This is a genomic window from Pseudarthrobacter raffinosi, from assembly GCF_023913835.1.
GTDB lineage: Bacteria > Actinomycetota > Actinomycetes > Actinomycetales > Micrococcaceae > Arthrobacter > Arthrobacter raffinosi.
This window is the reverse complement of record NZ_JAMXBG010000001.1, coordinates 369129-395635: the sequence shown is the minus strand read 5'-3', so window position 1 is coordinate 395635 and position 26507 is coordinate 369129. Positions and strand designations below refer to the sequence as shown.

The 26507-nt window shown below is 64.8% G+C and carries 21 protein-coding genes and 2 pseudogenes; 15 read left to right on the top strand and 8 right to left on the bottom strand.

The genetic code is table 11. The features are described from left to right. Both NG697_RS01780 and NG697_RS01775 read right to left on the bottom strand, forming a co-directional pair. Positions 1-233: pseudogene (locus NG697_RS01780) on the bottom strand (xylulose kinase); the annotation flags it as partial. Further along, on the bottom strand, positions 230-1180 hold the full coding sequence (locus tag NG697_RS01775; protein ID WP_252599427.1) for a sugar-binding transcriptional regulator: 951 nt from the start codon (positions 1178-1180) through the stop codon (positions 230-232). The gene NG697_RS01775 and the pseudogene NG697_RS01780, both read right to left, overlap by 4 nt. A 227-nt stretch (positions 1181-1407) precedes the next feature. Between NG697_RS01775 and NG697_RS01770 the strand changes: the two genes are divergently transcribed. The 6 genes from NG697_RS01770 to NG697_RS01745 all read left to right on the top strand — a co-directional run bounded on the left by NG697_RS01770 (position 1408) and on the right by NG697_RS01745 (position 8177). Next, complete coding sequence (locus NG697_RS01770) at positions 1408-2757, top strand: ABC transporter substrate-binding protein (protein WP_252599426.1); 1350 nt, start codon at positions 1408-1410, stop codon at positions 2755-2757. Between the two features lie 65 nt (positions 2758-2822). Further along, positions 2823-3791, top strand: coding sequence for a carbohydrate ABC transporter permease (locus NG697_RS01765; RefSeq protein ID WP_252599425.1), 969 nt, complete (start codon positions 2823-2825; stop codon positions 3789-3791). After that, on the top strand, positions 3788-4705 hold the full coding sequence (locus tag NG697_RS01760; RefSeq protein ID WP_252599424.1) for a carbohydrate ABC transporter permease: 918 nt from the start codon (positions 3788-3790) through the stop codon (positions 4703-4705). Before NG697_RS01765 ends, NG697_RS01760 begins: the two co-directional genes overlap by 4 nt. Positions 4706-4744: 39 nt before the next feature. Beyond that, on the top strand, positions 4745-5806 hold the full coding sequence (locus NG697_RS01755; RefSeq protein ID WP_252599423.1) for an NAD(P)-dependent alcohol dehydrogenase: 1062 nt from the start codon (positions 4745-4747) through the stop codon (positions 5804-5806). After that, a complete protein-coding gene (locus NG697_RS01750; RefSeq protein WP_252599422.1) occupies positions 5806-6471 on the top strand; it encodes a nucleoside/nucleotide kinase family protein in 666 nt (221 codons plus the stop codon). The genes NG697_RS01755 and NG697_RS01750 overlap by 1 nt, the downstream gene beginning before the upstream one ends. A gap of 227 nt (positions 6472-6698) precedes the next feature. Beyond that, positions 6699-8177 (top strand): mannitol dehydrogenase family protein, encoded by a 1479-nt coding sequence (locus NG697_RS01745; protein ID WP_252599421.1) that lies wholly within the window; start codon positions 6699-6701, stop codon positions 8175-8177. Between the two features lie 249 nt (positions 8178-8426). Here NG697_RS01745 and NG697_RS01740 read toward each other — a convergent pair whose 3' ends face one another. The 3 genes from NG697_RS01740 to NG697_RS01730 form a co-directional block, all read right to left on the bottom strand. Continuing rightward, positions 8427-11474: a Tn3 family transposase gene (locus NG697_RS01740; protein ID WP_252599420.1), complete on the bottom strand. Its 3048-nt coding sequence runs from the start codon at positions 11472-11474 to the stop codon at positions 8427-8429. A 218-nt stretch (positions 11475-11692) separates the two neighbouring features. Then, positions 11693-12175 (bottom strand): SRPBCC family protein, encoded by a 483-nt coding sequence (locus tag NG697_RS01735; RefSeq protein WP_252599419.1) that lies wholly within the window; start codon positions 12173-12175, stop codon positions 11693-11695. After that, complete coding sequence (locus NG697_RS01730) at positions 12172-12531, bottom strand: ArsR/SmtB family transcription factor (RefSeq protein ID WP_252599418.1); 360 nt, start codon at positions 12529-12531, stop codon at positions 12172-12174. The genes NG697_RS01735 and NG697_RS01730 overlap by 4 nt, the downstream gene beginning before the upstream one ends. Positions 12532-12701: 170 nt before the next feature. On the opposite strand from NG697_RS01730, the gene NG697_RS01725 reads away from it, so the two are divergent. From NG697_RS01725 to NG697_RS01685, 9 genes and pseudogenes are all read left to right on the top strand, one after another. Beyond that, the gene (locus NG697_RS01725) at positions 12702-13106 is read left to right on the top strand and encodes a tautomerase family protein (RefSeq protein WP_252599417.1); all 405 of its coding nucleotides are present in this window, start codon (positions 12702-12704) and stop codon (positions 13104-13106) included. A gap of 187 nt (positions 13107-13293) precedes the next feature. Further along, complete coding sequence (iolC, locus tag NG697_RS01720; protein ID WP_058932781.1) at positions 13294-14328, top strand: 5-dehydro-2-deoxygluconokinase; 1035 nt, start codon at positions 13294-13296, stop codon at positions 14326-14328. Further along, complete coding sequence (locus tag NG697_RS01715) at positions 14325-15248, top strand: Cgl0159 family (beta/alpha)8-fold protein (protein ID WP_252599416.1); 924 nt, start codon at positions 14325-14327, stop codon at positions 15246-15248. Before iolC ends, NG697_RS01715 begins: the two co-directional genes overlap by 4 nt. Before the next feature lie 34 nt (positions 15249-15282). Then, a complete protein-coding gene (gene iolD / locus NG697_RS01710) occupies positions 15283-17211 on the top strand; it encodes a 3D-(3,5/4)-trihydroxycyclohexane-1,2-dione acylhydrolase (decyclizing) (RefSeq protein ID WP_252599415.1) in 1929 nt (642 codons plus the stop codon). 29 nt (positions 17212-17240) lie between these two features. Next, positions 17241-18749 (top strand): annotated as a pseudogene (locus NG697_RS01705) (CoA-acylating methylmalonate-semialdehyde dehydrogenase); the annotation flags it as partial. Positions 18750-18927: 178 nt separating this feature from the next. Beyond that, positions 18928-19845 carry a sugar phosphate isomerase/epimerase family protein gene (locus NG697_RS01700; protein ID WP_252599414.1) on the top strand — a complete coding sequence of 306 codons (918 nt, stop codon included), beginning with the start codon at positions 18928-18930 and terminating at the stop codon, positions 19843-19845. A 28-nt stretch (positions 19846-19873) separates the two neighbouring features. Further along, complete coding sequence (locus NG697_RS01695; RefSeq protein WP_252563952.1) at positions 19874-20887, top strand: Gfo/Idh/MocA family protein; 1014 nt, start codon at positions 19874-19876, stop codon at positions 20885-20887. A gap of 114 nt (positions 20888-21001) precedes the next feature. Continuing rightward, positions 21002-21874 (top strand): sugar phosphate isomerase/epimerase family protein, encoded by an 873-nt coding sequence (locus NG697_RS01690; protein ID WP_252599413.1) that lies wholly within the window; start codon positions 21002-21004, stop codon positions 21872-21874. 32 nt (positions 21875-21906) lie between these two features. Then, positions 21907-23349: a sugar porter family MFS transporter gene (locus NG697_RS01685; protein WP_252599412.1), complete on the top strand. Its 1443-nt coding sequence runs from the start codon at positions 21907-21909 to the stop codon at positions 23347-23349. A gap of 134 nt (positions 23350-23483) precedes the next feature. Here the strand turns inward: NG697_RS01685 and NG697_RS01680 are convergent, their stop codons facing one another. From NG697_RS01680 to NG697_RS01670, 3 genes are all read right to left on the bottom strand, one after another. Continuing rightward, on the bottom strand, positions 23484-24125 hold the full coding sequence (locus tag NG697_RS01680; protein ID WP_374209878.1) for a Gfo/Idh/MocA family oxidoreductase: 642 nt from the start codon (positions 24123-24125) through the stop codon (positions 23484-23486). 145 nt (positions 24126-24270) lie between these two features. After that, on the bottom strand, positions 24271-25290 hold the full coding sequence (locus NG697_RS01675) for a sugar phosphate isomerase/epimerase family protein (protein WP_252563947.1): 1020 nt from the start codon (positions 25288-25290) through the stop codon (positions 24271-24273). Further along, positions 25287-26474 (bottom strand): Gfo/Idh/MocA family protein, encoded by a 1188-nt coding sequence (locus tag NG697_RS01670; RefSeq protein WP_252563944.1) that lies wholly within the window; start codon positions 26472-26474, stop codon positions 25287-25289. The genes NG697_RS01675 and NG697_RS01670 overlap by 4 nt, the downstream gene beginning before the upstream one ends. Between the last annotated feature and the right edge of the window lie 33 nt (positions 26475-26507).

The following is a 26507-nucleotide window of genomic DNA, read 5'->3' as shown; positions in this document are numbered from 1 at the left end:
ACCATTCCATGCTGCTGGGCGGCAACGCTGACGGCGGCGACGGAGCCACCCAGGCGGTCCGCGCCGGCTGCCTGCCATGCTTCACGCAAGGCGGAGGTCCAGATTTCGGGGTTCACCGATGTGCGGTCGGGGTGCGGGGCCACTGCCGAAGAGATGACGTCTCCGCTTTGGGCGTCCACGGCGAGGACTTTGCAGGACTGGGTGGAGGAATCCACTCCGATGACAACGCTCATTGACTATTTTCCTTATCGATCTGGTCATTCAGGGCTTTGGCCAGCGGCTCATCAACGATCAAGGTGGTGACAAAGCCGGCCCTGGCCACGGCCCGCACGGCGTCTGCCCGTGCCTTCCCTTGCGCTATGGCAATGACCTTCGGGGTCCGCTGCAGCTGCTTGATGGTGACGGCTATGATGCGCTCGTCCAGTCCGGATTCGACCGGAACTCCCGCTGAGTTCAGCAGCCGCCCTGAACATTCCGCTACGGCGCCGGCCAGCACCGCTTCCTCGCGCACCGCAGGATCCGCCCGTTCCCAGACCGTGGAGCAGCCGGGTTTCCAGGCGCCGATTGCCACCACAGCCAGGTCGAGGGAATCCGCCTTGGCCAGCGCCCCGGCAATCTCCGGCTGACGCAGCAGACCCGATGCCGTCGCCGGATCCTCAACCACCAGAGGTGACCACAGGGGCCAGGCCAGTCCGCCGCTCAAATGTGACAGCCGCTGGATGAGCTCAAGCGGATTGCTGTCTGCTTCGGCCGGGAGGGCACCCGCGAGCTGGACGATGTCGCACCGGGGAAGTTCTCCGACCAGCCGGGAGGCAACGTCCAGGGTGCGGGACCAGGAAATACCGAGGGTCCCGCCGGAGGGCGCCTGACGTGAGATTTCCACCGCCGCGGCCTTTGCCAGGATCCCGCGGGCCTGGATTTCTTCACCCACCGCGTCCACGACGATGACCTGGCGCACGTTCAGGGAAGTCTCAATTCGCCACACGTCCGCGCTCGAGAGGTGGGACGGAAAATGAACCTTGATCTCCACGATGCCCCTCTCGCGGGCTTCGGTCAGCAGCCGTGCGACCTGAAACCGGGAGAGGTCGTAGTTGGCCGCAATTTCCACTTTGGGGCGGTTCTCCAGGTAGTACTCCCTTCCGATGCGCGCCAGAAGCTCCTCATGAGATTGTTCGGGCATGTCGTTGCTCTTTCCACCGACTTAACGTTTGAGTCCGGGCTATTGCTCAAATGAGTATATATGACTAGAGTCACTTAACACATGAGCGGTTCCGGGTCGCTCAGATGTGCACATAGTGTTTTGAACGGGGCGGGGATGCCCCGACATCTGGGTCCTGGAATCCACGCAGAAGCCTGCAGACGGCTCAGACAGCGGTATCCCGACCTCATAAGAACAAAGGAGTCCTAATGCGACCCAAGTCCCGTTTGGCCGCAGTCGCGGCCGGCACTATTACTTTTGCCCTCGCCCTGTCGGCCTGTTCCGGCGCCGGTGGCGGCTCGGCGGCAGGCGATCAGAACAGCCTCAACGTCCTGATGGTCAACAACCCCCAGATGGAGGACCTGCAAAGGCTGACTGCAGATAACTTCACCAAGGACACCGGCATCAAGGTCAACTACACGGTGCTGCCGGAGAACGATGTCCGGGCCAAGATCAGCCAGGAGTTCTCCAGCCAGGCCGGGCAGTACGACGTTGCGTCGCTGTCGAACTACGAAATCCCGTTTTATTCAGCCAACGGCTGGCTGGCACCGCTCGACAATGTAGCGAAGGACGCGGAGTTCAACCAGGCGGACATCCTTCCGGCCTACACGGCATCCCTCACGGGCAAGGACGGCAAGCTTTACGGTGAACCGTTCTACGGAGAGTCCTCGTTCCTGATGTACCGCAAGGACATTCTGGACGCCAAAGGGTTGACCATGCCGGAGAAGCCCACCTGGGACGAGGTGGCCGACCTTGCAGCCAAGGCCGACGGTGCGGCGCCCGGCATGAAGGGCATCTGCCTGCGCGGCCAGCCCGGCTGGGGCCAGGTCTTCGCCCCGCTGACCACCGTGGTCAACACCTTCGGCGGCACCTGGTTCGATAAGGACTGGAACGCGAAGGTCAACTCCCCGGAATTCACCGCGGCGACCGAGTTCTATGTGGACCTGGTCCGCAAGCACGGTGAAGCCGGTGCCGCGCAGGCAGGGTTCACGGAGTGCCTGACCAACATGAGCCAGAGCAAGGTCGCCATGTGGTACGACGCCACGTCTGCTGCCGGTTCACTGGAGGCGGATTCCTCCCCGGTGAAGGGCAAGATCGGCTACGCCCAGGCCCCGGTGAAGAACACGAAGTCATCGGGCTGGCTGTGGACCTGGTCCTGGGGCGTGCAGGCAGCGTCGAAGAAGCAGGATGCTGCCGGGAAGTTCATCGCCTGGGCCAGCTCGCAGAAGTATGAAGAACTGGTGGCTTCGAAGCTGGGCTGGGCGAAGGTTCCGTCCGGCAAGCGCATCTCCACGTATGAGAACGCCGACTTCCAGAAGTCCGCCCCGTTCTTCAAGGCCGAACGGACCGCCATCGAAAACGCGGACCCCAAGAACCCCGGTGTCCAGCCGCGTCCCGCCATCGGTGTTCAGTTCGTCGGCATTCCCGAGTTTGCTGACCTGGGCACCACTGTCTCCCAAGGTGTCAGCTCCGCCATTGCCGGCCAGGGATCTGTAGCGGATGCACTGGCCAAGGGCCAGGAAGCCGCTCAGAAAATCGGCGACAAGTACAAGAAGTAACCAGCAACCCACCAAAGGTTCTGTGGCCCGCCTGACGGCGGGCCACAGAACCGCAGGAGAACATCATGACTACAGCAACAGCGCGCGTCTCCGGTCCCGGACACAGCGCATCCAAAACCTCCAAGAACGCCAGGTCGCGTGAACGCGCACTGGCCTGGGCACGGCGTGCGCCGCTGCTGCCGGCCCTGATCTTCCTCATCATCGTCACCCAGCTTCCGTTCGTGGTGACCCTCATCATTTCGTTCCTGAACTGGAACAGCCTCCGCCCGGACCAGACCGGGTTCGCCGGCTTCGACAACTACGTTCAGGTCCTCACCAACGCCGACCTGCGCCAAGCCATCTTCACCACCATCGTCCTCACGGTCTCCGTGGTCCTGGCCAGCCTCGTCATCGGCCTGGGACTGGCACTGCTCCTGGACAAGAAGTTCATCGGCCGCGGACTGGCCCGTACCCTGCTGATCGCACCGTTCCTCGTGGTTCCGGTGGCCGCCGCCCTCATCTGGAAGCATGCCCTCCTCAACCCCACCTACGGGCTGATCAACGGGATCCTGACCTGGATCTGGTCCCTGTTCGGCAGCGAAAACGCGCCCCAGCCGGACCTCCTGTCCCAAGCGCCCCTGATGGCCGTCATCGTGTCGCTGGTCTGGCAGTGGACGCCGTTCATGATGCTCATCCTGCTGGCAGGTTTGCAGTCGCGTCCCATGGACACCGTCGAAGCGGCCCAGATGGACGGCGCGAGCCCCTGGGGCATCTTCCGCCACCTCACCCTGCCGCACCTGCGCCAGTACCTGGAACTCGGTGGCCTGCTCGGGGCCATCTACATCGTGCAGAACTTCGATGCCGTCTTCACCCTCACCTCGGGCGGCCTGGGAACAGCCAACCTGCCGTACGCCATCTACCAGACGTTCTACTTCGCCAACGAATATGGCCTGGCGTCGGCCGCCGGCGTCGTGGTGGTCATCGGCACGATCATCGTGGCGACCTTCGCGCTCCGCACCGTATTCTCGCTCTTCAAGAAGGAGGCAGCACGATGAGCACCCTCACCCCGGCCGCACCCCGGAAATCCGTCCCCGGACCGACCGCCCTCAACACCGGTTCGCGTCGTCGCGGCAAGTCCCGGATGGACCCCACCCGCAACAATACGGCTGCCGGGATCGCGGCATGGCTGCTGGCCCTGCTCTTCGCGACGCCTGTCCTCTGGATGATCCTCACCTCGTTCCACTCCGAAACTGACGCCGCGACCAATCCGCCGTCCCTCGCTGCCAACCTCACCCTCGACGCCTACAAGGAGTTCTTCGGGGCGAGCTCGGGAGTCAGCCCCTGGCCGCCGCTGATCAACTCGGCCACTGCCTCGATCCTCTCGACCGTGCTGGTCCTGGTCCTGGCCATCCCGGCCGCCTATGCGCTGTCGATCCGGCCGGTGAAAAAGTGGACCGACGTGATGTTCTTTTTCCTCTCCACGAAGATGATGCCCGTGGTCGCAGCGATCCTGCCGCTCTACCTCTTCGCCAAAAACGTCGGCGCTTTGGACAACATCTGGTTCCTGGTCCTGATGTACACCTCGATGAACCTGCCCATCGCCGTGTGGATGATGCGTTCCTTCCTCGCCGAAGTGCCGGTGGAAATGCTTGAAGCCGCCCAGATCGACGGCGCCGGCCTACTCCTCACCCTCCGGAAGGTCGTCGCTCCCGTGGCGATGCCCGGCATCGCCGCCACCGCCCTGATCTGCTTCATCTTCAGCTGGAACGAACTGCTCCTGGCCCGCGTCCTCACTGGCGTGATGGCGGGAACCGCCCCGGTCTTCCTGACCGGCTTCGTCTCCAGCCAGGGACTGTTCCTCGCCAAAGTCTGCGCGGCCGCCGTCGTGATCTCCCTGCCGGTGCTGTTCGCCGGCTTCGCCGCCCAGGACAAACTCGTCCAAGGCCTCTCCCTCGGCGCCGTCAAGTAGCCGGCCCTCACCACTTTCGATTCTTAGAGGATTACTCCGATGACAACACCCACCGCACAGTCCCGCACCCTGGCGCACCCCGAACTGCCGGCCACGATGCGGGCCTCCGTCCTGAAACGCCAGGGCGAGATGGCCCTGGAAACCCTGGCCGTCCCGCAGCTTGAAGCCGATCAGGTTCTGGTCAAGGTCGCGGCCGTCGGCGTCTGCGGCAGCGACGTGCACTACTACGAGCACGGCCGGATCGGCGACTACATTGTGGACCACCCGCTGATCCTCGGCCATGAACTCTCCGGCCGGATCGCCGCCGTCGGAAGCGCCGTTGACCCGTCCCGCATCGGCAAGCGGGTCGCCGTCGAGCCCCAGCGGCCCTGCCGCACATGCAAGCAGTGCAAAGCGGGACGGTACAACCTGTGCCCGGACATCGAGTTCTACGCCACCCCGCCGATCGACGGCGCGTTCGCCGAATACGTGAGCATCCAGAGCGACTTCGCCTACGACATCCCGGAGAGCGTCAGCGACGAGGCAGCCGCCCTGATCGAGCCGCTCTCCGTCGGGCTCTGGGCCTGCGAACGCGCCGAGATCAGGCCCGGCAGCCGTGTGCTGATCGCCGGCGCCGGCCCGATAGGCATTATCGCCGCCCAGGCAGCCCGGGCCTTCGGCGCCACCGAAATCTACATCACCGACATCGCAGAAGACCGGCTCGCTTTCGCCCTGGAACACGGCGCGACCCACGCGCTCAACGCCAAAACCGACAGCGTGGAGGGCCTGGACGTCGATGCGTTCATCGACGCCTCCGGCGCGCCGCAGGCCGTCCGCTCCGGCATCAAGGCCGTGGGGCCGGCCGGCCGGGTCATCCTGGTGGGGCTTGGGGCCGACGACGTCGAACTCCCCGTCTCGTTCATCCAGAACCGGGAGATCTGGCTCTCCGGGGTGTTCCGCTACACCAACACGTGGCCTTTGGCCATCCAGTTGATAGCCGACGGCAAGGTGGATCTGGACGTCCTGGTCACCGGCAAGTTCGCCCTCGCCGAATCCGAGGAAGCGCTCAAAGCCGGCAAGCAGCCCGGCCAGCTCAAAGCCGTCGTCTACCCGGGCCGCTGATGGACCTCGCTGACACCGGACTGCCGGGGACCCGGGGGCCCCGGTCACCGGAGGCGGAACGGGCCGTGGCGGATCTCCGGCTTCGCCTCGCCGACGGGAACAGAATGCTGCTCGGTATTGTGGGAGCCCCCGGATCGGGTAAGTCCACCTTCTCCGCCTGCCTGCAGAAACTTCTCGGAGCCGGGTCCGCCGTCGTGGTGCCGATGGACGGCTTCCACTTGGGAAACAAGATCATCGACGGCACACCGCTCAGGGAACGCAAAGGCGCCATCGACACGTTCGACGTCGGCGGATACCTCTCCCTGTTGCAGCGCCTCGCACGGCGGGACGAGCACGTGGTCTATGCGCCCGATTTTCGCCGCACCATCGACGAACCGGTGGCCGCGTCCATTGAAGTACCCGCAGCCGTACCGCTCGTCATCACCGAGGGCAACTACCTCCTCGCGGAACTGCCCCCGTGGCAGCAGGTCCGGGCGCAGCTGGACGAGGTGTGGTTCCTGGATACACCCCGGCACCTGCGCCTTTCCCGGCTCGTGGACAGGCACATCCTCTTCGGCAAAGACCGCCCCGCAGCGCAAGCGTGGGCGGCCGGTTCCGACGAAACCAACGCCCAGCTGATCGAAGCCACCCGCCATGCGGCAGACCGGATCATCCCGTGGTCCTGACCCCTGCACAAGCAAGGAGGCAGTAAATGCCACCACCTGAAGCTCTTCCACCGGGCGTTCAGCCGAAAACGGCAGGCGCGGCTCCATCCCGGACACGTTCAACGCACTTTCTGTCCTTCCCGGCAAGGCAAGAATCATTGGCTGTTTCCGGGAAGAGGCCAGCCCGCCATGGGCCCGGGAACCGGGCTCCATGCCGATCGACCAGCACATTCTGAAAGGCTAAACACATGCATTCACTCACCAGCTCAACTCTCCCGGAACTCCCCGCTGCTGTGGGCAAACCCTCTTATGACCGCTCAGCTTTGACGGCGGGAATTGTCCATTTCGGCGTCGGCGGCTTCCACCGCGCACACCAGGCCATGTATCTGGACCGCTTGATGAGCACCGGCCACGCACTTGACTGGGCGATCTGCGGCGTTGGGGTCCTGCCCGGCGACGCCCGCATGAAGCAGGTAATGGACAGCCAGGACTGCCTCTACACCCTCGTGGTGAAAAACCCGGACGGCACCCGGGAGGCGCGGGTCATCGGCTCCATCATTGAATACCTTTTCGCCCCCGACGACCCGGATGCTGTTATCGAAAAGATGGCCTCGGACGCCGTCCGCATCGTCTCGCTCACCGTGACGGAGGGCGGCTACAACTTCCACCACGTCACCGGGGAATTCAACACCGAGAACCCGGACGTCATCCACGATCTCCAGCCCGGAGCCGCACCGCGGACAACCTTCGGGCTGGTCACCGAGGCCCTTGCCCGGCGCCGCGAACGGGGTTTGGAGCCATTCACGGTGATGTCCTGTGACAACATTCAGGGCAACGGCGACGTCGCACGGAAAATGTTTACCGCCTTCGCATCTCTCAAAGATGCCGAGCTTGGCGGGTGGATCGAGGAAAACGTGCCTTTCCCCAACAGCATGGTGGACAGAATCACCCCCGTGACCACGGACGAGGACCGAGGCGCCATTGAGGAGGAATTCGGGGTGAAAGACGCATGGCCCGTGGTCTGTGAGCCCTTCGAACAATGGGTGCTCGAAGACCATTTCAGCCTCGGCCGTCCGCCCTTCGAAGACGTCGGGGTCCAGCTGGTGGAAGACGTGGAACCCTATGAGCTCATGAAGCTGCGCCTGCTCAACGCCAGCCACCAAGGCATGTGCTATTTTGGCTACCTCGCCGGCTACCGCTACGCGCATGAAGTCTGCCAGGACCCGTTGTTCTCCCAGTTCCTGCTCGACTACATGGACAAGGAAGCCACGCCGACCCTGCAGCCCGTTCCGGGCATCGACCTCGACGCCTACAAGCACACTCTCATCGAGCGCTTCTCCAATGAATACGTCCGCGACACCCTGGCCAGGCTGTGCGCCGAGAGCTCAGACCGTATTCCCAAGTGGCTCCTGCCGGTGATCCGCATCAATCTGGCAAACAACGGCGAAATCCATCGCTCTGCAGCAATTGTGGCCAGCTGGGCGCGGTACGACGAAGGCACCGACGAGCAGGGCAACCCCATCGAAGTGGTTGACCGCCTGAAAGATACCCTGATGGCCGCCGCCGCCCGGCAGCGCCAGGACCCGCTGTCCTTCATCTCGGACCGCGAAGTCTTCGGCGCCCTCATCGATGATGAACGGTTTGTCATGGCCTACTCCGACGCCCTGACGGGCCTCCATGACCATGGCGCCAAAGATACCCTTCGATCCCTAAAGCCGGGGCTCTAGACTCCACGAATCGTATCTTATGGAGGGGCGCGACCGACTGCCGAGCTCCTGACCGGCCCGAAATTCTAATCCCTCGAGCGCCCGTTCAAGTTTCCGCATGACCGACGCCGAAACCGGCAACTCATCCCGCGAATTAACCGCCTTTCTCGGCTAACAATCACACGCCGGCAGTGACCGGGTGTCGGTAGATGATCGTTTTCCGACACCCCTTAATGCCCCGGTTTCTTTCCGTTGCCTCTCAGGCTCTTCTTACTCCTCGTTGCTGTCGCGGTGGTCGGGATCGCGCAGAGTGCGCCGGCCACCGGCGAGGTCGGGAAGTTGGAAGGAGTAGTGACCGTGGACGTTGATGTGCCGGCGCACGTACGCCGACAGGCGGGCGACATCGGCATCGAGCACCGGGTAGCCCTGTTCCCGCAGCGTGGTCAGGGCGTGGTCAAGGTAGACCGTGTTCCACAACGTCACACAATTCAAGACAAGGCCCAGGGCGCCGAGTTGGTCTTCCTGCCCGTCACGGTACGCCTGGTGGAGCTTGCCCTCCCGGCCGTGGAAGATGTGCCTGGCCAGGGCGTGGCGGCCCTCCTGGAGGTTGCGCAACGCTTTCATTTCCCGGCGGTAGGCCGGGTCATCGACGAAGGTGAGGATGTGGAGGGTTTTGAAGATCCGCCCGTAGTGTGCCACCGCCTCGCCCAGATCAGTCGGTCGTCCGTCGCGTTGCAGGATACGGATCACATCGTGGGCGGAGACCTCGCGGGTGTGGATCGAGGCGGCGATCCGGCAGATGTCCGGCCAGTGCCGACGGACCTTCTCGATGTCGATCTTTCCCCGGGCGGTCCTGTCGAGCCTGCCGTAGTCGGCTGACCGGTTGATCCGCCACAGCTTGGCGTCGGGCAGGTCCGCGAGCACCGGCCGGTAGTCGAATCCCAGCAAGGTGACCAGGCCGAACACGATGTCGGAATAGGAGCCCTGGTCGGTGATCAGCACCTCGGGCCGGTGGCTACCGTCGGGGTTGTAGAGCAGGTCCACGAAGTGAAGGGTGTCCTTCGGCGTGCCCGACACCACCTTGGCCGCCAGCCCGACGGACTGATCGGAGATCATGTTCAGCCAGGTCACGCCCTTCTTTCGGTGGAAGTACTTCGGGTTTGGGCGGGCGTCGACGGAGCGGACCGGCACGATGAACCGGATCCCGTCGACGGCGGCAACCAGCCCGCCGCCCCACTCCTGCGCCAGGTCGCTGGCGCCCTGGGCCTCGATGAGCACCGCGTTGGCTGCGGCGTAGGAGTCCGAGCCGAGGTAGTGCTGGTCGACGTGGGAGAGCCGGTCGCGGGTCAGCGCGGGAGCGTCGGCGATCACCGGTCCGAACCCGATGTTGAGCGCGTGCGCGGTCAGCAGCGCGGCGACCGAGACGTGCAGGTCGGTCAGCCGGGAGGACACGCCTGCTGCGGAGGTGAAGGAGGCGGTGAAGTCCGGGTGCCAGCCCATCACCTCGAGCACCAGTTCGGACAGGTCCACGCGCGGAATCATGCCCGCTACACGGGTGCGCAGGTCTTTCAGGCTGGGCGACTCCTCCAACGCGTCGTCCTTGCCGAGGTGCATCCGGCCGTCGGTGTCCACGGTGATGTCCCCGCCGGCGGTCATCCCGCCGGACACCGTTCGCCACGCCGCATCCAAGGTCCCGGCATGCTCGGCGAGCAGCGAATCGGGCTGCTCCGGCAGCAGCAACGCGCCCAGCGCCGGGCCCTTCGCGTTCTCCCACGCCGGGCCAGATAGCAGCCGGGCCCGGGGATCTGACCAGCGGTCGGAGGTGGCCGCGAAGATGTCGCGGTGCTTGAGCGCGGTGTGGAACTGCTCCAGAACGCAGAACACGTAGGCGTTGCGGTCCACCGTGCCCCCGGGCCTGCCGGCGGGGAACACCAGCTTCTGCCACCAGCCCTTCGGCACCACCGACAGGTCGACCTTGCGGGCATCCAGGTAGCCCTTGGGCACCTTCACCGTCTCCCGCAGGTCCAGCAGATGCGCCAGATCCTGCATCGCCCCCAGGATCTTGTGTGCGTCGGCGGTCGCCGCGAACCCGACTACCTCGCACAGCATCTTGGCGAAGCCGCGCACCGTGGCGTACCGCTCCACGACCGCCTCCCGCCACTGCCCCTCCGGTTCGGCCTGCGGCGGCGGGATGATCTCCCGGATTCCCTCCACCGCCGCAGCGATCTGTGCCCGGGAGCCCACCTGGTGCTCGATCATCGCCCACACCATGCCCAATGGCATCGTCTCACTCGCATCCTCGGCCTCGAGCAGAAGTTCCACCACCGACTGGAGTATCCGGGCGTGCCGGGCGACCATCGGCGCCCGCTTTATGGTGGCCTTCTCCGCGGCCTTGTTTGCCCGCCCGATCAGCTCGTTAGACATGAATACGTCGAACAGTTCCAGGGCATCGTCGGTGGCGCTCACCTCCAGCCACCGCACCGTGGCCAGCAGCGTGGCGATCTTCTTCTCGTACGGCAACCGGTCAAGCTTGGTCGCCGTCTCGTTCCTGCCCTCCTTCGCCAGGGCGATCAACCGCCGCTTGGGCACCCCGGCCACATCCACCTCGCCCAGGTGCATCCCGGCGATCTCCGATACCCGGTTCAGCGCCATGACCATGCCGCGCCCGGTCGTGTTCTTACCCGCCTTGCGCCACATCTCCAACTGCGACCAACGGCTACCCCCGGGCACCTGCAGCAGTTTCTCCAGCTCAAGGGCCTGCCCGCCGGTCACGGCCCGCGCCAGGGCGGCGTACAGCCTGGTTTCGGCCTTTTTACGGACGCTGGCCACCTCGTCCCGTAACGTCGTGACCCCCGGCAGGAGTGCTCTCCGCGCCCGTAGCCATCCCACCGCTGCGTAGAACAGCGGCTTCGGTTGATCACCGGTCGTCCACGCCTGCCCGTCCAACCAGCCGATCAACTCCGCTTCCGCCGAGGCGTAGGAAACGTAACCGTATACCTTGGCGATCTCTGCCTGATGCTCAAACCGTGTCGGCCGCCGCTCCAAGTACCCCTTCACGCACGACGGATCGGCCACCCCGACTTGTCCGGCCACATAATCCACCACCGCAGTCGGTACGTCGAGAGGATCTTCCAGGAACGTGCCCAGGCGCCGGACGGTCACCAACTGGAGACTGAACCCGAGCCGGTTGTGATCACCGCGCCGTTTCGCTACGAGGTCCAGATCGGCGTCGTCCAGGAAGAAGAACCGTTCCAACACCGCCTGTTCCGGGGCCTGCGCCTCGAATCGCCCGTACGAGGCCTCCTCGGCCGCAGTCAAATATTTATGTTTAGCCACACAGGCTCAACGAACCGAGGCAACCATCGTTACCGCCGGAGATCGGCTTAGCGTGACTTTCCCGAGCATTGGTCCTCAAGCCCCGGCTCGACCACCGGTGCAGCGACGGGTCTCGACGGGCTCGACCACGAGTACGACGGCGGCCGGTTACCTTCTCCAGGAAGGTGACCGGCCGCCGTCGTACTTGTTTAAGGGCTGTTCTAGACCTTGGCGCCGCTGAGCAGTTCGTCGAGCCGCTCGTAGCCCTCGGACATGCCGCCCTCCATGCCGGACTGCGCCATGCCGTCGCGGGCCTCCTGGGTGGGGTAGACGGAGTGGCCCCGGACGCGGGACCGGCCGTTGCCGAGGTCTTCGAAGGTGAGGAACTCGAGGCTGACAACGTCAGGGTAGCCGCCGAATTCGAAGGTCTGGATGGCAAATTCGTTCTCGCGGACGGTGTGATAGACGCCGCTGAATTTGTAAGCGACGCCGTCGGGCCCGGTGTGCAAGTAGCTGTAGCTGCCACCGGTCCGGAAATCGAGATGGTTGATTTCCATCTTCATGCCACGCGGGCCGAGCCACTGGATGACAAGGTCCGGGTCCTTGTGCGCGCGGAAGACGTCCGCAACCGGGAAATCGAATTCGCGGTCGTAGTCGATGAAGGGGAGTCCTTCAGGAATGGTGAGGTTCAGCGGATTGCTCATGATGATTCCTTTAGGTGGTTGCCGCCGGTTGCGGCATTGGATCTGAGCACGGCGTCCAGGCTGCGGAACTGCTCTTCGCGGACCAGCCGGTACTGGTCGATCCACGCTGTGAGAGCCTCCAGCCGTGCGGGATTCAGGTGGACGGGCCGGCGCTGGGCTTCCCTGCTGCGGGTGACGAGCCCTGCCTGCTCGAGGACCTGGATGTGCTTCGAGACTGCCTGTTTGGTGATCGCGAAGGGTTCCGCCAATTCGTTGACTGTGGCCTGCCCGCGGCTGAGCCGGGCGATGATCCGCCGCCGCACGGGGTCGGCCAGGGCCATAAAGGCCGAGTCCAGGGTGCCGTCGTCGGGGTTCATCGTGGTGCAGGCCTTTCTGGATTATTAATCAACTAAATCATTGATCAACCATTTGGTTGTTTAACCATACTCCCGGCCTCGCCGGGGCGGAAGGGCTATCTGGGGATTTTCCTTGCCGATCCTCTCGGAAGTTTGTTAGTATGTCAGGACAAACTTCAGGGAGATGAAAAATGCCGCTGGTACGAATCGATGTTAACCAAGGGCGCAGCGCCGAACAGTTGCAGCGTTTGAGCCGGGGCATACATGATGCCATCCTCGCAGAGTATGCCATCCCGGAGCGCGACTACTTCCACGTTCTCACGGAGCACCCGCAGGGCCAGATTGTCGCCCAGGATGCAGGGCTCGGCTTCGAGCGCACCCCCAACGTGGTGATGATCCAGATCTTTACGCAAGGCGGTCGGAGCCAGGCCGCCAAGCAATCCCTCTTTGCGGCGATCGCCGACCGGCTGGCGGAACTTGATGTTGCCGGTGAGGACGTGTTTATCGGATATGTGGAGAATGCCGCCGGTGACTGGTCGTTCGGCTTCGGGCGGGCGCAGTACGTCACGGGTGAACTGGCCGTCCCCCGGAAGTGATCCCGACGGCGCCAATTCGGCGCCTTGTGCAGGTTGTAAATATGTCAGTACAAACCTTTGACAGGACAATGATTCTAGGGCAAGGTAGTGGTTGTGGCCCCGCTCACGGGGGCCCGGCCAGGAACCCGAGCTCTAGCTCTTGCAGTACAGGGGTATGGAGCTCAAACCAGAAAGGTCCGCGATTACCGTGACCCACGAACTGCTCACGATCGGGCGCATCAGCGTTGATATATACCCGAACGACATCGGGGTGGATCTGGAGGACGTGACGTCCTTCGGAAAGTACCTCGGAGGTTCCCCGTCCAATGTGGCCGTGGCCGCGGCGCGGCATGGCCGCAACGCAGGCGTCATCACGCGCACCGGCGACGACGCCTTCGGAAAATACCTCCACCGTGAACTGCGCAAGTTCAACGTGGACGATACATTCGTTACGCCGGTGAAGGAATGGCCCACCGCGGTGACGTTCTGCGCCATTATGCCGCCGGATGATTTTCCGCTCTACTTTTATGGGCGTTTCCCCACGGCGCCTGACCTGCAGATCAAGGCCGCGGAGCTGGACCTGGTAGCCATCCGCGAGGCCGGGATCTTCTGGTCGACGGTGACTGGTTTGTGCCAGGAGCCCAGCCGCGAGGCCCACCTGGCCGCCCATGCTGCCCGTCCCCGGACCGGTCTCAAGGAAGGCCAGTACACCATCCTGGACCTGGACTACCGGCCCATGTTCTGGGCTTCCGAAGAGGAAGCCCGGGCCGAGGTTGCAAAGATCCTGCCGCACGTCACGGTGGCTATCGGCAACGACAAGGAATGCGCCGTTGCCGTGGGCGAAGGAACCCCTGACGAACAGGCCGACCGGCTGCTGGCCGCCGGCGTCGAGATCGCCGTCGTCAAGCTTGGGCCGGAAGGTGTGATGGCAAAGACCCGCACCGAACGCGTTGTCTCCGCGCCGGTCCCGGTGGAAACCCTCAACGGCCTTGGTGCCGGCGACTCGTTTGGTGGAGCCTTCTGCCACGGACTGCTGTCCGGCTGGCCGCTGGCCCAGGTCCTCGATTACGCCAACGCCGCCGGCGCCATTGTGGCCTCCCGTCTTTCCTGCGCCGACGCCATGCCGACGCCGGAGGAAGTCACCTCGCTGCTGGCCGAACGCGGCCGCCTGGTACCCGCCCTGGCCGGTGCCGCCGCCTCACGCCCGTCCCACACCACAGTTTCCGAAGGAGCAGCGTCTTGAGCGCCAACGATGATCCCCGCCGCTACCAGCACCTGAGCGCCCTCCGGCTCGAAGACCCCGACGCCGTTGCCCGCGCGGCAGCCACCCGCCGGCGCCATCCGGGGCTGAAGTACGGTGTGCAGAACTTCATCGTTGCCGCCGACCACCCCGCCCGCGGAGCCCTCTCCGTGGGGAACGATCCGGTGGCCATGGCGGACCGCCGCGATTTGTTGGACCGCCTGCAGATCGCCCTGGCGAATCCCGCCGTCGACGGTGTCCTCGCGTCCCCGGACATCATGGACGACCTGCTCCTGCTGGGGGCGCTCGAAGGCAAGCTGGTCTTCGGCTCGATGAACCGCGGTGGCCTGGCCGGGCTCGTCAACGAAATCGATGACCGCTTCACCGGCCACACGGCCGCAGCCTTGGAAGCCCTGGGCGCCGACGGCGGCAAGATGCTGACCCGCATCTGCCTCGGCGACCCGGACACCGCCTCCGCCCTGGAAGCCACGGCTCGGGCCGTCAACTCCCTCGCCGCACGCAAGCTGATCGCCATGGTGGAACCGTTCCTCTCGATCTGGCAGAACGGCAAGGTCCGCAACGACCTCAGCCCGGACGGGGTCATCAAGTCCATCGCGATCGCCCAGGGTCTGGGCTCCACGAGCGCCTACACCTGGATGAAGCTGCCCGTAGTGGCCGAGATGGAACGCGTCATGGCGGCCACCACGTTGCCCACCGTGCTCCTCGGCGGGGACCCGGAAGGCACCCAGGACGAGGTCTTCGCCAGCTGGCAGGCCGCCCTGGCCCTGCCCGGCGTCCAGGGCCTCACCGTGGGGCGGACGTTGCTGTACCCGGCCGACGGCGATGTGGCAGGCGCCGTCGCCACCGCCGCCTCGCTGCTCAAGTCGCCGGTGCTGCAGTCATCAGCGAAAGTATCGGAGTAACGTCTCAATGAGTACAGGAACAGCAACACGCAGAATGACAGTCGCCCAGGCCGTCGTCGAGTACCTTTCCAAGCAGTACACGGTGGACCGCATCGGCACCGAGGACTACCGGGAGCGGCTGATTCCGGGGACGTTCGGCATCTTCGGGCACGGGAACGTTGCCGGCGTCGGCCAGGCCCTGAAGCAGTACCAGGCCGCGGACCCGTCCATCATGCCGTACTACCAGGGCCGCAACGAGCAGGCCCAGGTGCACCAGGCCGTGGGCTACGCCCGGCACACCCGCCGCCGCCAGACGTTTGCCATCAGCACCTCCATCGGTCCGGGATCCTCGAACCTCCTCACCGGAGCCGCACTAGCCACCACCAACCGCCTGCCCGTGCTGCTGCTGCCCAGCGACACCTTTGCCACCCGTGCCGCGGACCCGGTCCTGCAGCAGCTCGAGCAGCCCTACGCGTACGACATCACCGTCAACGACGCGTTCCGGCCGCTGTCCAAGTTCTTCGACCGGGTGACCCGCCCGGAGCAGCTGTTCTCGGCGTTCCACCACGGCCTGCGTGTCCTGACGGATCCGGCCGAAACCGGTGCCGTGACCATCTCGCTGCCGCAGGATGTCCAGGCAGAGGCATTCGACGTGCCTGAGGAGTTCCTGGCCGAACGCGAGTGGCGCATCCGCCGTCCCGAGGCCGACGACGAGGACATCCGCCGCGCCGCCGAGGCCATCCGTGCCGCGAAGCGCCCGCTGATCATCGCCGGCGGTGGCGTCCTGTATGCCTACGCCAACGAGGAACTCGCTGCATTCGCTGAGTTGACGGGCATCCCTGTGGGGAACACCCAGGCCGGCGTCGGCGTCCTGCCATGGGACCACAAGTTCTCGCTCGGTGCGATCGGCTCCACAGGGACGACGGCGGCGAATGCCATCGCTGCCGAGGCGGACCTGATCATCGGCATCGGTACCCGCTACGAGGACTTCACCACGGCGTCCCGGACCGCGTTCCAGAACCCGGACGTGCGGTTCATCAACATCAACGTCGCCCCCATCGACGCGTACAAGCACGGCACCTCCCTGCCGATCGTCGCCGATGCCCGCAAGGCCCTGGTCAAGCTGAATCAGGCCCTGGGTGGCTACCGCGTCGGAGCGGACCTGGAAGCGAGGATCGCCGCGGAGAAGAAGCGCTGGGACGCCACCGTTGATGAAGCCTTCGACACCCGCTTCACCCCGCTGCCGGCCCAGAACGAGATCATCGGCGCCACGTCCCGGGCCATGGACGCGGCGGACGTCGTCATCTGCGCCGCAGGCTCCCTGCCCGGTGACCTGCACAAGATGTGGCGCGTCCGGGACCCCTTCGGATACCACGTGGAATACGCGTACTCCTGCATGGGCTACGAAATCCCCGGCGGGCTAGGCGTCAAGCGTGCAGCGCTGGCAGAGGCCGCGCGCGGCGGGGCGCAGCGCGACGTTGTGGTCATGGTGGGGGACGGTTCCTACCTGATGATGCACACCGAACTGGTGACCGCCGTCGCCGAACGGATCAAGCTGATTGTGGTCCTGATCCAGAACCACGGCTACGCCTCCATTGGATCCCTGTCCGAGATGCTGGGTTCGCAGCGGTTCGGCACCCAGTACCGGGCGCTGAACGAGGAGCAGCACAGCTTCGACGAAGGCGAGACCCTGCCGGTGGACCTGGCCCTGAACGCCGAAAGCCTCGGCGTGAAGGTGATCCGGATCGAACCGGGGGAGAAGGTCATTGCCGAACTCGAGCAGGCCATCCGGGACGCCAAGGCCGCGCCTGAACGCAGCGGGCCCATCCTGATCCACGTCGAATCCGATCCGCTGCTGGACGCGCCCAGCTCCGAGTCCTGGTGGGACGTTCCCGTCTCCCAGGTCTCGAACCTCGACTCCACGCAGCAGGCCTTCAAGACCTATACCGACCACAAGAACCGCCAGCGCAAACTGCTCGGTTAGACCCCACAGACCAAAGGAAGTCCAACACCATGTCAACGACGACCGTCACCACCACCATCAACCACTTCATCAACGGGGCAGAGACCGCCGGCGTTGGCACCCGCACCCAGCCGGTCTACAACCCGGCCACGGGCGCCGTCTCCGGCGAGCTGCGGCTGGCCAACCGGGCGGACCTCGATGCCACTGTTGCCGCTGCCCGTGCCGCCGCCGACTCCTGGGGTGACATCTCCCTGGCCAAGCGCACCGCAGTGCTCTTCAAGTTCCGCGAGCTCGTCGCGTCCCATGTTGGCGAGCTCGCCGAGCTGATCACCGCCGAGCACGGCAAGGTCCTCTCCGACGCCAAGGGCGAGATCGGCCGCGGCCTGGAGGTCATCGAGTTCGCCTGCGGCATCCCGCAACTGCTCAAGGGCGACTACTCCGACCAGGTCTCCACCGGCATCGACGTCTTCTCGTTCCGCGAGCCGATCGGTGTGGTTGCCGGCATCACCCCGTTCAACTTCCCCGTCATGGTGCCGCTGTGGATGGCGCCGATGGCCATCGCCACCGGCAATGCCTTCATCCTCAAGCCCTCCGAGCGGGACCCCTCCGCGTCGATGCTGCTGGCGAAGCTGTGGAAGCAGGCCGGCCTGCCCGACGGCGTCTTCCAGGTCCTGCACGGCGACAAGGAAACCGTCGAGGGTCTCCTGACCCACCCTGACGTGGATGGCATCTCCTTCGTGGGTTCCACCCCGATCGCCCAGTACGTCCACGAGACCGCCACCAAGCACGGCAAGCGCGTCCAGGCCCTGGGCGGCGCGAAGAACCACGCCATCATCATGCCCGACGCCGACCTGGACAACGCGGCAGACCACCTCGCCGCCGCAGCGTTCGGCTCCGCCGGGGAGCGCTGCATGGCCATCTCCGTGGCCGTCGCCGTCGGGGACGCCGCAGACCTGATCGTGAAAAAGGTCGAGGAGCGCGCGCTCGCCGTGAAGGTCAACAACGGCACCGCTCCCGACGCCGAAATGGGCCCGGTCATCACCCCGGACTCCAAGGAACGCATCGTCCGGATCGTCACCGAAGCCGAAGCTGCGGGAGCGGCGATGGTGGTGGACGGCCGCGACCTGGTGGTCCCCGGCCATGAAGACGGCTTCTGGGTCGGCCCCACCGTCCTGGACCACGTCAAGACCGAAATGACCGCCTACACGGAGGAAATCTTCGGCCCCGTCCTCGTCGTGGTCCGGGTGGAGGACCTGGACGCAGGCATCGCCCTGATCAACGCCAACCCATACGGCAACGGCACCGCCATCTTCACCTCCTCCGGCGCCAACGCCCGCAAATTCCAGCGCTCCGTCACCGTCGGCATGATCGGCATCAACGTGCCCCTGCCCGTACCGGTCGCCTACCACTCGTTCGGCGGCTGGAAAGCCTCACTCTTCGGCGACAAGCACATCTACGGCCCCGAAGGCGTCTCCTTCTACACCCGCGGCAAAGTCATCACGTCACGCTGGCCTGAAGCCAGCCACGCCTCCGGCGCCTCCTACAACTTTCCCTCCCACGCCGACGACAGCCACCAAGTCCGGCACGATGGAATCGCGGAGGGACTCCCTGACGAGCTGGCCGTAGGAGAGGACGCCGTCCCTGGACGGGCCGACGATGCTTCCGAAGGGCGCGGACGGCGGGACTGACCCACGCCCGACCCTACCGGCCCGACAACACAGAAAAGACAACGCTGTCATGACAGACAAAGAGAACAAACTCATCATCGGCACCGCGCCGGACTCCTGGGGCGTCTGGTTCGCCGACGACCCCAAGCAGACCCCGTGGGAACGGTTCCTCGACGAAGTGGCCGAATCCGGCTACAAGTGGATCGAACTGGGCCCCTACGGCTACCTGCCGAACGATCCCACGCGGCTGGCCGAGGAGCTCAAGGCCCGCGATCTGAAGGTCACCGCAGGGACGGTCTTCACGGCATTCCACCGCGGCGCCAAGCAATACGACGAAGCCTGGGAGCCGGCCCGCAAGGTGGCCGAACTGACGGCAGCCATGGGCGGCGAGCACATTGTGGTCATTCCCGCCATGTGGCGCGACGATGTCACCGGTGAGGCAGTGGAGAACGGCGAGCTCTCACAGGAACAGTGGGCTGACCTCTTCGCCGGCCACAACCGCATGGGCAAAGTCCTGCTGGAGGACTTCGGCCTGAAGCAGCAGTTCCACTCACACGCCGATTCGCACGTTGGCGCGCAGCAGGACATCGAGACCCTGCTGGCCTCAACGGACCCCGAATACCTGAATCTGTGCCTGGACACCGGCCACGCCGAGTACTGCGGAGCGTCCAGCCTTGAGCTGATCAAGAACTACCCGGACCGCATCGGCTACCTGCACCTGAAGCAGATCAACCCGGACATCCTCAAGAAGGTCAATGCGGAAAACATGACGTGGGCCGCTGCCAACCTGGCCGGCGTCATGACCGAACCGCCCAACGGTCTTCCGGACCTGCGTGCGGTCATCGAGGCGGTCGAAGGACTCAACCGTCCGATCTTCGGCATCGTGGAACAGGACATGTACCCAGTGGCCTTCGACGTCCCGATGCCCATTGCCAAGCGCACCCGCAACTACCTGCTCTCGTGCGGCTCCCGCACCAGGGTCAGCTAGTACCCCCTGATACCTAAAGGACAGAACAATGACTGATACTCTCCGCGTTGCCGTTATCGGCGCGGGCCGCATGGGCGCCGACCACATCAAGCGGCTCAGCACCCGCATCCACGGCGCCGAAGTGGCCGCCGTCGTCGACGTCGACCTCTCCCGGGCGCAGGCCGCCATCGAAGGGATCGACGGCGCCGTGGCCCTGGCCAGCGCCGACGAGGCACTGAACAACGGCGACGTCAACGCCGTGCTGATCGCCACGCCGGGCTTCCTCCACGAGGAAATCTTGTACAAGGCACTGGAGAAGGGCTTCCCGATCCTGTGCGAAAAGCCGCTCACCCCTGACGCCGAAAGTGCGTGGAAAGTTGTCCAGGCCGAAACGGCGCTGGGACACAAGCGCATCCAGGTGGGCTTCATGCGCCGCTTCGACGCCGAATACGCCGCCCTGGGCTCCGTCATCCGCGACGGCGAACTGGGCGAGCTGCTGATGCTCCACCACCAGCACCGCAACCCCACCACGCCTGCCGGCTTCACCAACGAGATGCTGATCAACGACTCCGTGGTCCACGAGTTCGACGCCATCCGCTTCTTCACCGGCGAGGAAATCACCTCCGTGCAGGTCCGCCTGGGCAAGGCCACCCGCAACGCCCCGAGCGGCCAGCACGATCCGCAGCACGTACTGCTCGAAACCGAATCCGGCGTCCTGGCCGACGTCGAGATCTACGTCAACGCCAAGTTCGGCTACGAAGTGGCCACCCAGGCCTCGTTCGAGGACGGCATCGTTAGCATCGGCGGGGACAAAGGACCCTACACCCGCAGCGCCGGCCGCTGGGGCGGGAACGTCACCCCCGGCTTCGAGGAGCGCTTCGGCGCAGCGTACGACGTCGAGGTCCAGGCCTGGGCGGACGCTGCCCGCCGCGGCGAAATCGGCGGCCCCACCGCCTGGGACGGCTACGCCACCGCAGCCTGCTGCGAGGCCGGCGTCGAGGCCCAGAAGTCGGGCGAAAAGGTCAAGGTCCAGCTGAACGCTAAGCCGGACCTCTACAGCTAAAGCCCCGCCCGCTCCCGTAGTTTTTGTCCAGATAATGCGACTTTGAGGCCCTTTCGGCGCATTATCTGGACAAAAACTCAGTTAGATCACTGACTCGTTCACAAAGGAGTGACCATGAAAATCGCCTTGGACCCCACCCCGTTCCACCACAGCCACAGCCTGCTGGAATTTCCGCGCGTGGCCGCCGATCTCGGTTACAAGTACCTGCAGCTGACCCCGCATGCGGACATGATCCCGTTCTACAACCACCCCAAAGCCGACGATGAGCTTGTGGCCCAGATGAACAAGGCCTGCAAGGATGCCGGGGTCGAAATCGCGTCGGTGCTTCCCGTGCTGCGCTGGTCGGGTCCGGACGAGGATGCCCGCGAGGCAGCGGTCCGCTACTGGAAGCGCGCCATCCAAATTGCCGTGGACCTTGGCGTCAGCACCATGAACACCGAATTCAGCGGCCGCCCCGAAAAGGCCGAAGAATCCGAGCGCGCCTTCTACCGCTCCATGGAAGAGCTGCTGCCGATCATCGAGCGTGAAGGCCTGGATGTCCTGATCGACCCCCACCCGGACGACTTCGTCGAAGACGGCCTGGCCGCCATCCGCGTCATTCGTGGCATCAACTCGCCCAACATCGGCATGGTCTACGTTGCCTCGCACTCGTTCCACATGGGCAACAAGCCCCTTGAAATCATGCGGGCAGCGGGGGACAAGCTGCGCCTGGTCCACGTCTCGGACACCATGGACCACCACGCCTCCCACGGCCTGCGCTACATCACGAATCCGCCCGGAAACGCCGTGCGGGTGCACCAGCACCTGAAGATCGGCGACGGCGACGTGAACTGGGACGAGTTCTTCGGCGGGCTCAAGGAAATCGGCTTCCTGGACAAGGACAACACCGTCATGGTGTCCAGTGTCTTCGCCGAAGACGACAACGCCGAGGACGTGTCCCGCTACCAGCTGGAGACAATGCGCAACTACGCCGCTCAGGCCAAGTAGTGGTGGGGAAGACGGACCAAAGCAACGGAACCATGACGAATCCCGGCACAGTCCAATCCGACGCGCCCGGCACCACCAAGCCGAACAACCCGGCCAAACCGGCAAATCCGAAGAAGTTCATGCGGAAGGTGGCGCTCTTCTCCACGTTCGGCGGGCTCCTGTTCGGCTACGACACCGGCGTCATCAACGGCGCCTTGCCGTTTATGCAGCGGGACCTCGGACTGACGCCGCTCACCGAAGGGCTGGTCACGTCCACGCTCCTGTTCGGCGCGGCCTTCGGCGCCATCAGCGCAGGCCGGCTCTCGGACCGCTTCGGCCGGCGTAAGACCATCATGGGACTGGCCCTGATCTTCGTCATGGCCACCATCGCCTGCACCATCTCGCCGAACACGGAGCTGCTCATCGCGGCCCGGACATTCCTGGGCCTGGCCGTGGGCGGCGCCTCCGTGATTGTCCCCGTGTACCTCGCGGAAATGTCCCCGGCGGCCCAACGCGGCCGCATCGTCACCCAAAACGAGCTGATGATCGTCACCGGCCAGTTCCTGGCCTTCACCTTCAATGCAGTACTCGGCAACGCTTTCCCCGAAGAAACGCACGTGTGGCGCTGGATGCTGGTTATCGCCACGCTCCCGGCCGTGGTCCTGTGGTTCGGCATGCTGGTCCTGCCGGAGAGCCCGCGCTGGCTGGCGTCGGCCGGCCGCTTCGGGGCCGTCCTTGAGGTGCTGCGCTCCACCCGCGCCGCCGGCGACGTCTCCGCGGAGTTCGACGAGGTACGGCAGGCAGCCCGGGAGGATTACCAGGCCAGGATGGGCACGTTCAAGGATCTCACCGTTCCGTGGATCCGCAGGATCTTCGTGGTGGGCCTGGGCATGGCGATCATCAACCAGATCAGCGGCGTCAACGCCATCATGTACTACGGGACGTCCATCCTTTCCTCGTCCGGATTCGGCGACCAGGGCGCCTTGATCGCCAACGTCCTCAACGGCGTCACGTCGGTGGCGGCCGTCGTCGTTGGCATGTATCTGATGACGCGGGTGCCCCGCAAGCCCATGCTGATCGTGGGACTGTGCGGCACGGCGTCGTCCCTGACGGCCATCGCGCTCGTCTCCATGCTCCTGCCGGAGAGCACGTTGCGCGGCTACCTAGTGCTGCTGTTCATGGTGACATTCCTGGCTTCCATGCAGGGCTGCATCGGCACTGTCACCTGGCTCACCATGTCCGAGATCTTCCCCATGCACGTCCGCGGCATCGCGATGGGCATCTGCGTCTTTGTGCTTTGGATGATCAACTTCCTGATCGGGTTCTTCTTCCCGCAGATGGTCTCGTGGATCGGGGTTTCGGCGACGTTCTTCATCTTCGTGGCACTGCAGCTGTGTGCCATTGTCTGGGTCAAGCGCGTCGTTCCGGAGACCAAGGATAAGTCCCTGGAGGAGCTCGAGCACCTGTTCAAGCAGCGCTCAGGCGTGTCTGTCTAAGGTGACGCCGCACCCCAAGGTGACGCGGGTGCGGGGCCATGGACGCTCTCTCACTTCCTGCAGGAAAATCCGGATCCCTCTCTCACCAGGTGAGAGAGGGATCCGGGAAAACGCGCAGGAAGTGAGAGAGGGTGCTAGAGCGCGACCACCGCGTTCTCCAGCGCACTGCGGCGGGCCGCATCCAGCACTTCCAGGGTGCGGATTCCTTCGGTTGCCGGTACGGGCTCGGGTCCGTCGCCGCGGACTGCGCGGGCGAACTCTGTATAGAAGCTGGCATAGTTCCCCTGTGCCGAGGCAATGGCCTCGCGGCCGTCCCTCGTGGACAGGGTGCCCCAGTTTTCGGCCGAGTCGATGCCCCACGTTGCCGGTTCCTCGATCGGACGGCGTCCCGACATCAGGGCGTCAGCCTGAACGTCGGCGCCGGAGGCGATGTAGCTGCCCCTGCTGCCATAGGCCCGCAGCTCCCGCGTGGTGGAATGGTTGAGTTTGCTGGCGGACACCGTGGAGACGGTTCCCGACGAATGCGTCATGGTGACAACAAAGCCGCAGTCCGTCCGTTCGCCGAAACGGTCCGTCCAGTCCAGGGTCGCGTGCACGTGGCTCGCCGGTCCGAGCAGCCACAGCATCTGGTCAACCAGGTGGCTGCCCAGGTCCCGCAGGAGTCCACCGCTGGCACCGAGCTCAAGGTTGTCGGCGTTGTCCTGGTCCATGGTCGAATGCACCCGCCACGTCTCACCGAGTTCCCCTGAGGCCAGCACGTTTGCGAGTGTGAGGATATCCGCGTTCCGTAACCGACAATGCCAATACGCATGTTCGTTTCCTTCTCTTTTAGGGATGGCCTGCCTCCGGTCACAGCAAGGGGGCGACGCATATGCGCCGCCCCCTTGCTGTTCACAGGCCTTTGCCTGACGAATTGGATGGCTAAGCCGTCAGGTTCAGCGAAGACCTGAGCGCGGCGTCAGCATCCCGCAGCACCTTGGCCGCCACCTGCAGGCCCTCGATCCGGCCCAGTGAGACGTCCTCGTGCTCGATGTTGACCAGCATCTCCGGGTCTACCTCGTGCAGGGCCCGGAGGAACTCTGTCCAATAGGCGGTGTTATGCCCGCGGCCCAGAGCCACGAAGTCCCAGGCAGAGTTCTTGGGCCACTCGTTGGCCCACTCGTCGCCGCCGAGGTTGGTGCGGTTTTCCTCCGGCGCGAGCCGGCGGAAGCTGTTGTCCAGCACGCCGTACAGCGCAGCGTTTTCGGTGTTAACACGGACATCTTTCGCCGCCGCCTGAAAGACGAGCGGTCCGAGTTCGCGTACGACGGCAACCGGGTCCATCTGCTGCCAGAACAGGTGGGAGGCATCCAGTTCGACGCCGACATGCGTTGCGTTGGTCAGCTCGATCAGCTTGTGGACGTCGGCGGTGTTGAAGACGAGGTTCTGCGGGTGCAGTTCGAGAGCCACCTTGACGCCGTGGTCAGCGGCCAGGCGGTCGGTTTCCTTCCAAAACGCTGCGGCCACGCCCCACTGGTAGTCCAAGACGTCCAATGCTGCCGAGTTCCAGGCGTTGACCACCCAGTTGACGGTGGTGGCTCCGGGCTCTCCGCCGGGCAGGCCGGACATCGTAACTACCCGGTCCTGGCCGAGGCGGCTGGCCAGACGGATGGAGCGACGAATATCTTCGGCGTGCTTCTCGCCGATCTCACGGTTGGGGTGCAGCGGGTTGCCGTTGCAGTTGAGTCCTGCGATGGAAACTCCGGTGCCCTCGAAAAGGGCCAGGTAGTCGTCGCGGGCGGCGTCGCTTTCCAGGATCTGGTCCATGGTGGGGACGTGCACGGCGGGGAGAAAGCCGCCAGTGTTGATCTCGATACCGGTGAGGCCAAGCTCGGCAATGACCTTCAGTGCTTCGGGAAGTGGCCGGTCATGCAGGACTGCGTTGTAGATACCGAGCCTCATAGCGTGATCTTCTTTCCGTTGTTGAGGGCGGATTCGGCCACTGCGCCGAGCAGTTCCATGTTGCGCACGCCTTCGTCGAACGTGGCGCAGCGGGGGAGGGACTCTTCTTCGCTGAGACCGGCGACCTCTTCGAGGAACGCGCGGGCCTGGTAGCCGAAGGCGTCGTTCTGGCCGAAGCCGACTTCGGGGGCGTCCATGGCAAGACCCCCGGCGATGTAGGGGTGCCCCGGGCCGAGGATGACCTGGCGGTAACCGTTCTCGTTGCCGGAACCGTCGTTGAGGAACAGCTGGATCTCGGCCGGGCGGCGCTGGTCAAATTTGGCGGCACCGTTCTCGCAGAACACCTCGAACTGCAGGCTGTTGGCGTGCCCGGCCGCAACCCGGGAGACCTCAAAACTGCCGGCGCCGGTTCCGAACTCCGCGTTGAAGGCTGCGTAGTCGTCGTTCTCGACGGCTTCGAAGGTGTCGCTGACGGCAGCATGGTCGTGGCCCATAACGGCCGCGAGCGGCAGGGGCCGCTTGTCGATCACGGTGCTGAGGCTGCCGCCGGTGATCGACTTGATGTCGCCACAGAGGAACTCGGAAATGTACGTCAGGTGGCTTCCAACATCGGCGAGCGCACCGGAGCCGGGGCCGCCCTTGTAGCGCCAGCTCATGGGAGCGGAGGGGCTGAAGCCGTAATCGGTCCAGTAGCGGCCGCTGAAGTGCAGGACATTACCGAGGACGCCGTTGCGGATCAGGTCCCGGATGTAGGCGATGCCGGGGGTGCGGCGGAACGTGAAGCCAATACGGGCGATCGTTCCGCCGGCCTCGGCCGCGCGGGCTGCCTCGGCCATGGCGCGGGCGTCTGCCAGGGAGTCGCTCAGCGGCTTTTCGCACAGCACGTGCTTGCCGGCCGCGAGCAGGCCCTCCACCACTTCGCGGTGAAGCGAGTTGGCGATGACCACGCTGACGACGTCGATGTCATCGGCTTCGGCGATTGCCTGCCATGACGTGTCGTTGCGTTCGTATCCGAAACGGCGGGCGGCCAACGAGCCGAATTCGGCGTTGACGTCGCCGATCGAGACCAGGCGCACCGGGGGAAGTACCGGGCTGTAGAGGGCAGACGCGGTGCGGTATGCAGCAGCGTGGGCTTTGCCGGCCATGCCTGCACCGATGACGGCGACGCCTAGGCTTTCAGCCATTGATTTCTCCTTTGAAATTCAGCCGCGGCGGGA